General features: G+C 59.7%; 7 protein-coding genes. 4 read left to right on the forward strand and 3 right to left on the reverse strand.

The genetic code is table 11. The annotated features are described in order from the left end of the window. Positions 1–100: 100 nt before the first annotated feature. A complete protein-coding gene (locus RL_RS27395) occupies positions 101–2,953 on the reverse strand; it encodes an ATP-binding protein (protein ID WP_011649827.1) in 2,853 nt (950 codons plus the stop codon). 193 nt (positions 2,954–3,146) lie between these two features. Between RL_RS27395 and RL_RS27400 the strand changes: the two genes are divergently transcribed. The 3 genes from RL_RS27400 (at position 3,147) to RL_RS27410 (ending at position 5,728) form a co-directional block, all read left to right on the forward strand. Then, positions 3,147–4,454 (forward strand): epoxide hydrolase family protein, encoded by a 1,308-nt coding sequence (locus RL_RS27400; protein ID WP_011649828.1) that lies wholly within the window; start codon positions 3,147–3,149, stop codon positions 4,452–4,454. 93 nt (positions 4,455–4,547) lie between these two features. Continuing rightward, positions 4,548–5,222 carry a VOC family protein gene (locus tag RL_RS27405; protein WP_011649829.1) on the forward strand — a complete coding sequence of 225 codons (675 nt, stop codon included), beginning with the start codon at positions 4,548–4,550 and terminating at the stop codon, positions 5,220–5,222. A gap of 86 nt (positions 5,223–5,308) precedes the next feature. Further along, entirely contained in the window at positions 5,309–5,728 is a 420-nt protein-coding gene (locus RL_RS27410; RefSeq protein ID WP_028744101.1) for an Ohr family peroxiredoxin, read from the forward strand. Positions 5,729–6,190: 462 nt separating this feature from the next. On the opposite strand, the gene RL_RS39765 is transcribed toward RL_RS27410, so the two are convergent. Further along, complete coding sequence (locus tag RL_RS39765) at positions 6,191–6,445, reverse strand: hypothetical protein (protein WP_129557815.1); 255 nt, start codon at positions 6,443–6,445, stop codon at positions 6,191–6,193. Here RL_RS39765 and RL_RS27415 point away from each other — a divergent pair. Continuing rightward, positions 6,444–8,114, forward strand: coding sequence for an IS66 family transposase (locus RL_RS27415; protein ID WP_011649147.1), 1,671 nt, complete (start codon positions 6,444–6,446; stop codon positions 8,112–8,114). The genes RL_RS39765 and RL_RS27415 overlap by 2 nt on opposite strands. A gap of 1,001 nt (positions 8,115–9,115) precedes the next feature. Here RL_RS27415 and RL_RS27425 read toward each other — a convergent pair. After that, on the reverse strand, positions 9,116–9,322 hold the full coding sequence (locus RL_RS27425; RefSeq protein WP_011649832.1) for a cold-shock protein: 207 nt from the start codon (positions 9,320–9,322) through the stop codon (positions 9,116–9,118). Between the last annotated feature and the right edge of the window lie 1,236 nt (positions 9,323–10,558).

Genomic DNA, 10,558 nt, shown 5'->3' on the forward strand with positions numbered 1-10,558 from the left:
GGGAGATTGAAATGAGGGTTCTCCTCGGTTCAACCGAACGCCAAACACTTCGCGCGGGTCCGGCCGTCACCTTTGTGCGCGGTAGGAGACTTCGCTTCGTTCAGCTCACTTCAGCCAAGAGCTGCTCGGCTTTTCTAACGTCCGCCGTCTCCATTCCTTCAACAAAGTGATCGACAACAGGTTGAAGCACTTCCCGAGCGGCGCCATGGTTTCCACTTTTGCTCATCATGCTTGCAAAGTCAGTCGCCGCCCTCAGTTCCCAGCCGCGTGCACCCTGAAGACGGCTCATGTCGATTGAGCGTTGGAAGCATGCCTGCGCTTCGTCGCGTAGTTCTGGTACGGCTAGAAGAACGTTTCCCTTCACCCGGAGAAGCTCCGGCATGTAGAGGTCATCGCCGTTGGTGTCTATATTTCGAATGGTGCGCTCCATCAGTTCCCTGGCTTCGGTCACCCGGCCGACTGCATGCAGTCCTCGACTGAGCGAGATATTGAACTCAGTCGTCAGCACTTCGTAACCGATCGATTGAATTGTCGCCAAACCGGCTCGCAACTCGAGGATCCCCGCTATTGCTGCGCCTCGAAGAATGGCGAGTTCACCGCGGCGAGCCCGCCCCGCGGCGATGAACGGTCCCAGCGAATTGGTCTCGGCCTGATACACGAGCGCTTCGACGTGTTCCTGAGCGTTCTCCCAATCGCCGTTCCAAATAAAAACGGAGACGGCCCACCCCAAGGCGACTACCAAAGCGGCGGCCCGGTCGGTCCGCACCGCGCTCTCGATAACCTTATGGGCGCATTCCGCTGCCTGATCGGGAAACCCACGCAGCCATAGGTTTCTCGCCATCGTCACTTCACTGGGGAAATGCAGTTCATGAGACAGATAGATCGTTGTACGACCTGCTCGCGACCAGTCGACCAGGCTTGCCTCAAGCTCGACATGTGCGGCCGCCAAGTCGCCAGCCAGGTGGAGCGATCGTCCTAGGATTGATCGCGCTTGTGCCGAGGCAGCGAAATCCCGGATCGTGTCGGCTACAGTCTTGCAGCGGCGCGCGTATACGTAGGCCGTCCTGAAGTCGCCGCTTCGGAAGTAGTAGGTCCGTAACATGCTCAGGAGTCCGACCTGATTGACGACGTCGTCCATCTTCTCGGCGATCTCCAGCCCCCGGCTCAAGGCGATCAGCGCAGCGTCGATCTTTCCGTGGAGATGCGTTGCCGCAATGCCGAACACTGCTTGGAGGTGCATCTCATCAACGCCTCCCCGCGTGCTGTCGTCGAGTGCCAGGATGGCACGTTGCGACCAGCGAAAGGCTTCGGGCATCAATGACATCGCAAGCAAGGCGGGGCCGGCCGCAGCCGCGAGCCTCACGCCGACTTCGATTTCGCCTTTGTCGCCGAAACACCACTCAAGAGCCGCGCGAACGTTATTCAGTGCGGCGAAATAGGACGCGCGTTCGGAACCTGTCTTCCTAGTTGCCCAGTCTCCGGCACTCTGGCCAAGCCAGCGCCCGAAATAGACGGCGTGTCGAACCGCGAGATCCGCATGTTCGTCAATCTCGAGCGGGATCGCCAAGGCATAGGCTCGCGTCGTGTCGAGGAGCCGGTAGCGCAGCATCGCCCCGATGGGACGAGCCGCGACCATCGACTTTGCGACAAGGCTGTCGATCGCTCCGAACACGTCGGAACGCGCTAGGCCATCGCCCGCCACGACTTCCACCGCGGCGTCGAGGGTGAAATGGCCCGTGAATACCGCAAGTCGTCGAAGCACGGTGCGCTCAAGGGGAGCGAGGAGGTCATAGCTCCAGTCGAGGGTGGCCTGAAGCGTCCTGTGCCGCGGCTGCGCGGTGCGGGCACCCGTCCATTGGAGCGCCAGGTGCTGATCGATGAGTTCGGCCGTCTGCCGAAGACCAAAGGCTTCAACTCGCCTAGCGGTCAGTTCTATCGCCAGGGCGACCCCACCGAGCTTGCGGCAAATGTCCGCAACGATGGGCGCCTCCATCTCGTCGATATCGAGATGGGCGTCGTTGGCCACCGCGCGCTCGATGAACAACCGGGTGGCGGGAAATTGCCGGACCGTCTCCGCCGAGGCCATACGATCATCAGGCGGGCAGGCAAGAGGTTCGAGACGGTAGACTCTTTCACATTCAACCTGGAGGGCTTCGCGACTGGTCGCGAGGATGCGAACATGAGGCGCTGCCGTGATGAGGGAAGAGGAAAGCCGCGCCACCGCCTCGACGAGGTGTTCGCACGTATCGAGGACTATGAGCGCACGTTTGTCGCGCAGGAATGCGATCAGGCTGGCCTCCGCATCGCCCGCACCGACCTGTAATCCCAACATGGATGCGATCGCCGTCGTCACAAGGCGGGCATCGCTCAGCATTCCCAGGTCGACGAACAGGACGGCGCCCGCGAACTCATTGTTCAGGCCCTGTGCTACAGCGATGGCGACCGTCGTCTTTCCCATTCCGCCTGCACCGACGATCGTGACCAGACATGATGCTTCGAGCTGTGCAGAGATTTGAACTACGTCCTCATCCCTTCCGATGACCCGGTTCACAGGGCTCGGAAGGTTTGCATGCGGGAAATCGACCGGGGCGGGCACAATCGGAAGGCGCGGGTGCGCGGCTCGTGTAATGGCTGCGACGAAACAATATCCGCGCCCCGACAGGGTCTTGATGAACCGAGCACCGTCCTTGCCGTCGCCGAGTGCCTTGCGAAGGCTGGTCATATGGAACCTGAGGCTTCCCTCCTCGACTACGACATGGGGCCAAACGCGGGCGATAAGGTCCTGCTTGCTCATGACCTCGTTAGGACAGGACGTGAGGGCGATTAAAATGTCATAGGCTCGTCCTCCCAGTTCGACGACGGCCCCCTCCCTGGTCAGAAGACGCTCGTTCGCTCTCAACTGGAATGGACCGAACGATATCTCGTCGGTGGCCGGACCGCCCCCTGCTGTCATGGCGCTGACCTTTCATGGTCCTCCTCATGATAGCTGAGACAGTCGACCATCGCCACGCATCAGTGCGTGCGAGCACTTCGGCGGCCGCTAACAAAATCTAACAATGCATAACGGGCGGTCTCCGGCGCGCGGGAGTAGTTATCTGCCAGCACAGAGGCGCAGCCGCTCACCCGCAACTCCCGAGGAGAAAATCATGTCTAAGGTGACATCGGACACAGTCGACAGAAATCGGCGCACGCTCTTGGGCGCGGCCGCAAGCGGCATCACCGTCGCAAGCGCGGCAAGTCTGTTCCCGGTGGGGCCCGCTGTGGCCGCTTCCGGCGGAGATGCCATCCGTCCGTTTAAGGTCAACATTCCGGAGGCCGACGTCATCGACCTCCGTCGCAGGCTGGCCCACGCTCGGCTTCCGGAGCAGGAGACCGTTTCCGATAAGACGCAGGGCGTCCAGCTCAAGACCGTCAAGCAGCTCCTGCGCTACTGGGAGAAGGACTACGACTGGCGCAAGATCGAAGCGCGCATCAATTCGGTGCCGAATTTTGTCACCGAGATCGACGGTCTCGACATCCATTTTATGCATATACGCTCCAAGCACGAAGACGCTCTGCCTCTCATCGTGACGCATGGATGGCCAGGTTCGATCATCGAACAGATGAAGATCATCGGGCCCCTCACCGATCCGACCGCACATGGCGGCACTGCCGCGGACGCCTTCCACCTCGTGATACCTTCGATGCCGGGCTACGGCTTCTCGGGCAAGCCGACGGAAACGGGCTGGGGTCCCGAGCGGATCGCCAACGCATGGATCGTGCTCATGCGGCGCCTTGGTTACAACCGTTATGCGGCTCAGGGCGGCGACTGGGGCGCCGTCGTCACCGAGATGATCGGCGTACAGGCGCCAAAGGAGTTGGTCGGCATCCACGTCAATATGCCCGGTGCCATACCGGCAGAAATCGATCAGGCTTCGTTCTCCGGCGCTCCGGCCCCATCAGGTCTCTCCGACGAAGAGAGAAGTTCGTATGACCAGCTCGTCTTCTTCTACAGGCATGTATATTACGCGCTCTGGATGGGCACGAGGCCGCAGACGGCGGCAGCGTTCGCGGATTCCCCGATCGGACTTGCGACCTTCATGATCGACCACGACGCCCGCAGTCTGGAGCTGATCGCTAGGTCGTTCGACGGAATGCCTGAAGGCCTGACCCCCGACGACGTGCTCGACAATGTGACGCTGTTTTGGTTCACCAATACCGGCGTCTCGGCGGCTCGTCTCTACTGGGAAAACAAGCTGGCCTTCTTCAGCCCCAAGGGGGTGAATGTTCCCGTTGCCGTCAGCGTTTTCCCCGACGAGCTATACCAGACTCCGCGGAGCTGGGCGGAGAAGGCCTATCCCAATCTTATCCACTACAACAAGCTCGCCAAGGGCGGGCACTTCGCCGCCTGGGAACAGCCGATGCTCTTCACCGAAGAACTGCGTGTTGGCCTGAAGACGCTCCGCACGAGTTAGGGTGTTCGAAACCGGCTGAGCTGCCACCGATCAATGCCGTGACGCCTGGCGCAAGCGCCGACGTCACGTGCAGACCCCATAAGGAAACGGAAAATGAGCGACAACCATGCAGCAGCAACCAGTACAAGAATGGACATGAAGCTGGAGATCGTCGTGTTGCCGGTTTCCGACGTCGATCGAGCGAAGACGTTCTACGCAAAGCTCGGTTGGCGGCTCGATGCCGATTACGCATCCGACGTCGGCGATTTCCGGGTGCTGCAATTCACTCCACCTGGCTCTGGTTGCTCGGTGATATTCGGAAGGAACGTGACGTCGGCCGCACCCGGCTCCGCTCAAGGGCTGTACCTGATCGTCTCCGACGTCGTCGCGGCCCGCGAGAAGCTGCTGGCAGAGGGATTGGAGATCAGTGAGGTCTTTCATGATGCTGCCGGTGTCTATGTCGGTGAGGACGAGCACTACCTCTTTGGAAGCCTCAGGGCTGCAGGCCGCGATCCAGATGGTCGCAGCTATCGTTCATTCGCCTCGTTCAAGGATCCCGATGGCAATCACTGGCTGTTCCAGGAGATCACAACGCGTCAGCCAGGGCGGATTGAAGCCGCGGCCACAACCTTCAACTCGGCGGCCGAGCTCGCAGCCACGCTTCGCCGTGCAGGCGCGGCACACGGTGTGCACGAAAAGGCCACCGGAGGCGAATACGACGTCAACTGGCCGGACTGGTATGCCGAATATATCGTGCAGGAGCAGGCCGGAGGCGCGCTTCCATCGTAACTTCACGAATGGTGAAATGTGAGGTCAGCCTCACGCGGCGCATCGCTCCACGATGGGTTGATGACGCTGACCGACTGGAAATACCGGTGAGCAACACTCAAAGGGTGATCTACACTGCGATCACTGACACGATCGGCGGTCGCGAAAGCGGTGTCGCGCGAAGCTCGGATGGAGTCCTCGACATAAGGTTTTCCGCGCCTGGCTCGCCTCGAATAGGTACGAACCCTGAGCAGCTTCTTTCAGCCGGGTGGTCGGCGTCCTTCGCGAGCGCGATCGCGCTTGCCGCCTTCAATAGGAACATAGCTTTTGCAGGCGAAGTCAGCATCCACGCCGAAGTCGAAATAGAAATTGACCCGGTCAGCTACACCCTCTCCGTTCGGCTGCACGTCAGGTTGCCGGGCATCGAGAGGGCCCTTGCACAACTTTTGACGGCGGAGGCACGGCGACTTTGCCCGTTCTCAAGCACGATTGGTCGCGGTCTGGCTGTGGCGGTCGATTTGGACTGATGCGGGTCGCACCCGTTGCGGATTCGGAATGCCGTGACCTATAGTGGACGACGACTGAGAACGGCAGGATACCGAGCCTGACCATTCGACCTCGCTGGGATTGGATCAGTGACATGTCGTGATCCTTCCAGCACGCCTGGAGGGACTGGAAGCGCTCGACGATCTGCATGATGCCGTTAGACAATCGTCCTTTCCTGTTCAGCAATGACGCGTCTTTCGTCCGCGCTCGCCCTCTTGCACGGAAGAACATATACGGCAACGGCATCACCCAATGCCATAGCCACCGTCAACCGGCAGGGTCACACCCGTGATGAACGCTGAGCGATCGGATCGAGCCGTGAGTTTGGTTCGCCAGCAAGAAGTAGATCTGGCTCGAACAGCAAGACGCGGGCCATAGCCAACCGCTGGGCTTGACCCCTGAAATCCCTGACGAGTAGCAATGAAGCAATTGCTGGCCAACCGTTAGCCGATCCAGAATCCAAGCACGGCAAAATCAAGAACAAATAGCAAGGCAAAGGTGGCAAAACCCGAGTCAATCGATATTGCCACATCGCTTGAGAGCATGCCGACGTCGGAAGCCAGCCGCGTACTTGGGGCAAAATCCATGGCGGCGTTTTGGTGAGCGGTCATAGAAGTGTGCATAACCGCGCGCTTTGAGAAGTGATTGCTAGTCTGGGGATTCTCAAGCCGGGGCAAATCATGATTCGATTCTGCCATGAAGAAACGGCTCCCCTCCCCCGAGCATGCCGACACGCTTTCACTGAATGCGTTGCGCGGATTGGTGACGGGTCTTCTGGAACGGTCGCAGCAGGCAGAAGCCCGGCTTGCGAAGCTTGAGGCCGACAACATCCAGCTGCGGGAGGAAAACGCCGCCCTTCGGCTGGAGAATACCCGCCTGAAACTCGAGAACCAGCTGTTGCGCGACGAGATCGCCCGGCTGAAAAATCTGCCGCCGCGCCCGCCGTTTCGCGCCTCCGGCATGGAGAGGGCAACGGAGGCCTCTCCAGCAAACCATGTGGCCGGCAGGAAAAAGCCGCGGGGTCCGAAGCTGGATGTGGATCGGGTCAGCCGGCAGGAGATCCTGCGCATCGATGCTCCGTCCGGCTCGCGCTTCAAGGGATATAGAAGCGTCTACGTCCGAGACCTGGTGCTCAAGGCGGAACTCGTGCACTACCGCCGTGAATGCTGGGTGACACCGGATGGAAAGACGGTTCTCGCTCCCTTGCCGGCCGGGATCATAGGTGGCTATGGCGCCAACCTCCGGCGGCTTTGCCTGATGCTGCACGCACAAGGACAGGTGACGACGCAGCGGTTGACGACATTGCTGAACGATGTCGGGATCGCCATCTCCAAGCGTCAGATAGTGCGGCTTCTCACCAGGCAGCTGGAGGGCTTCGTCGCCGAGGATGCCGCACTGCTGCATGCCGGTCTCGTGGCGTCGCCTTATGTGACGGTTGACGACACCGGCGCGCGGCATTCCCATAATAACTATTACACCACACAGATCGGCGGTGCGGATTTTACCGTCTTTCGCACCACGAAATCGAAGTCACGCCTGAACTTTCTGTCCCTGCTGCGCGGCGGCTATCAGGATTATGTGCTGGGTGACGCCGCATTCGATTATCTGAAAGAACGTCGCGGCAATCCGCCCGTAGTCCATGGGCTTCGGACGTTTGAGCCGCAACACTTCTGCAACCAGGTACCGTTCATGGCGCATCTGGCTGACAAAGGTGTCGATATTCTCAACCGCCAGGAGATCGGCACCCTTGCCGAAGCAGGGCTTTGGGGCTCCATCCGCCATCACGGCCTGATGGCAAATACGGTGATCGTGTCCGACGATGCCGGACAGTTCCGTGTCGGCAATCATGCACTGTGTTGGGTCCATACTGAGCGCCTTCTGCAAAAGCTGATGCCGACCACTGCAAAGGAGGAGCGGCTGGTCACGATGGTCCGAGATCTCGTCTGGCGTTTCTATAAAGCGCTGAAAGCCTACCAGCAGTGCCCTTCCCCCCAGTCCGCTCCCGCATTCCGACGACGGTTCGATAGGATCTTCACACTACGTACGGGTTATGAAGCACTCGACACGCTTCTCGAGCGACTGCATCGCAGGAAGAACGAGCTGCTAAAGGTGCTCGAGTATCCCGGCATCCCGCTCCACACCAATGCCTCCGAAAATGCCTTACGGACGTTTGTCACGAAGCGGAAGATCTCCGGTGGCACAATGAGCCAGGATGGCCGTGTTGCGCGCGATGTCATGCTCGGCCTGATGAAGACCTGCCAAAAGCTCGGCCTTTCCTTCTACCATTATCTCGGTGACCGGCTTGGGATCGGCAGTGAAGATCACCCCATCCCGTCTCTCCCGGCCACCATCCTTGCCCGGGCTTAAACGCTGGAGCCACCAACGGTCATCAGCGCTCGACGCTTCTGCCTGCCAAACCGGCAGCGCCATCGAATCTGCCCCACTTACCCCAGCCGCAGTTGCTCCTATGGCAGTCCGAAAAAACATAACGCATTGAAATTATGGTAAATGCCACGTTAACTAGAAGCGATATGGCTAATTACTTCTGTCACCATGGGGCAAGTATCGGCAGTAAGCCATCTCTACGCTCAGTCTGTGCCCTTTTGCGAGCAATGTTATCGCTCAGACCTGACCCGCGGAACGCAAACCGATGTCCAAACCCCAGCTCTCGGTGCGCACCGTCAAGGAACTGGCCCATTAGCCCGAACGGCGCACCAATATGCCGGTTAACAAGCTCGTTGAGCAAGCGCTTGAGTTTTACGACGTCCAACCGCGCCGGCGGAAGAACCGCCATCCGATCGACACGATCTGGCATCTCGCGGCTGGATTGGCCTCAGACGATCTCTACGACGAACACGGCCTTCCAATGAGATTGCGCTCGACATGTCCGTCGGACGTCGCAACTTACAAGGAGCTCGGCCGCCAAGGGATAGGCGAGACTACGCCAGAGGCAGTCGCCTCCTTTCTCGCCGATCTCGAATCTTGTGCACCTATTCTAAGGGGCCTCCCCTCCCCTCCCTGCCCGGCGGCGGAGCCGCTGCAAGAGGACCGGCCTCGTCCGCACACAGGCTTGGCTATGGGTACCTCACAGAGGCCCTAATCGCGACATTTGACACGTTGTACAAGTCACGCCCAGGCGCGGAGCTACGTCAACCACGCGGAAAGAAAGAATGGGCGTGCGGTGCGAACGATTATCTGATGTGGCAGGCCGGCTGAATCACAGCACTCGGCTTCGGCGCTCCCGAAAACTCGCCACTGCGGTGGAGCGGCGAGATCTTGGCGCCCACATCGATGTTGCGCATACCTTATACTGCACACGGAAAAGGCCGGAACCGCGCGGCCTGCCCACGATCGCAAAGCAATCAGGCCTAGGCTTGGAGGTTGTCCGCCGACATCTTGCCTGACATGCGATCCTTCACCAGTTCGTAGGCAATCTTCTGGCCATCGTTGAGGCCAAGGCGGCCAGCCCGCTCTACCGCGGAAATGTGGACGAACACATCGATGCTGCCGTCGTCCGGCTGGATGAAGCCGGAGCCCTTCGTTGCGTCGAACCACTTTACCGTACCGGTCGCCATTGCGTCTTCCCTTTGATCCGACCTTCGGGTCCAAGCAACGCTCCCATTTGCGCCTGTGCTGATAGACGCTTCTGACCACGACGAAAAGCCATCCCAACATCTCCCTGCCCCCGCCGACCCCACGCGGTGGTGGCGCGACTTCGGACGTGCTGCTCAACACGGATGCCGATGGGCCGCGGCCTGGCGGACCTTGAACTGGTTTGTCTTGCGGATGAGTTCGCCGAGTTTTCGAAAGTCAAACATTCGTGGGGCGAAGTCTGGTGCCAGGCCGACGATGCGCATATTGCCCCACCAGCCTTCGGCGCTCTCCTGTGACAGCACCTTTGATGAACGGCACGGCCGCAGTTGCCGGCTGTAGCGGCTTGTCGGCAGGCGCGGGGTTCTGCTCGTCTTTGGCTTCGCGCGGGGAAGCGTTCTCGGTGTAGACGAGCCGCTGGCGGGCTGGCCAGGCGGAAACGTTCAGCCGGTCTTCTGCTCGTCGAAGGTGAAAACGTCGGCGCCCGCTCTCGGACCCGGGAGGGTAATCGCGCGAAATCGCTATCCGACGAGATCAGTCAGAAACCGTCGAAAGGGGCATGTGCAATAGGGCCATCGCATCGTTCACCGGGGGATGTCGGAGGCGTCTTTCCGTCGTATAGGCAAACCCGCTGCTGCGGAATAGTCGCGTGCATGCCCAGCCCATCCGTTCAGGCCTGCGAGCGCGCGCCGGAGCAATCACCATAATGTGTCGGACGCTCGCCTCACCTTTTTCGGCGGCCTCTTCAAGCAGCCCGTCCACGGTCTTTGCCGAGGTTGGTCAACGTCCATCAGCACAGCCAGGCGCGTCACCGTGTTTGAGACGGAACAAGAGTCCCTCCGCTTGCGAGAAGGTATGCGAGTCCTCCCGATTCGCCAGCGTCTCTGTTTAGCGCCAGGCGCGCTCGGGTGGTTGCCGGCGTTCTCTTTATGATCGTCGTCGGGGCACGAATTTGACCGCAGCCAAGAGAGAGCTCAAGGGGCTGAGCTTTTATGCCATTGCGTTTGTTGTGAAAATCCAACGTTTTGACGGCAGTCAACATGATCTGTGAATAAGGAAATCACGACCTTCCCTTCAAGAGAGAATCGCTATGACCTGCAATTCTGCTGTGCGCTGACTTCCTGTTAACGCTATTTCCCTTGTGAGACTCAGAGAATCGGAGATAATGACGGCATTTCTCCGGTTTTAGTGATTTTATCGACAGAATGGTCCAAGGCACA

It is taken from the genome of Rhizobium johnstonii 3841 (genome assembly GCF_000009265.1).
Lineage (GTDB): Bacteria > Pseudomonadota > Alphaproteobacteria > Rhizobiales > Rhizobiaceae > Rhizobium > Rhizobium acaciae.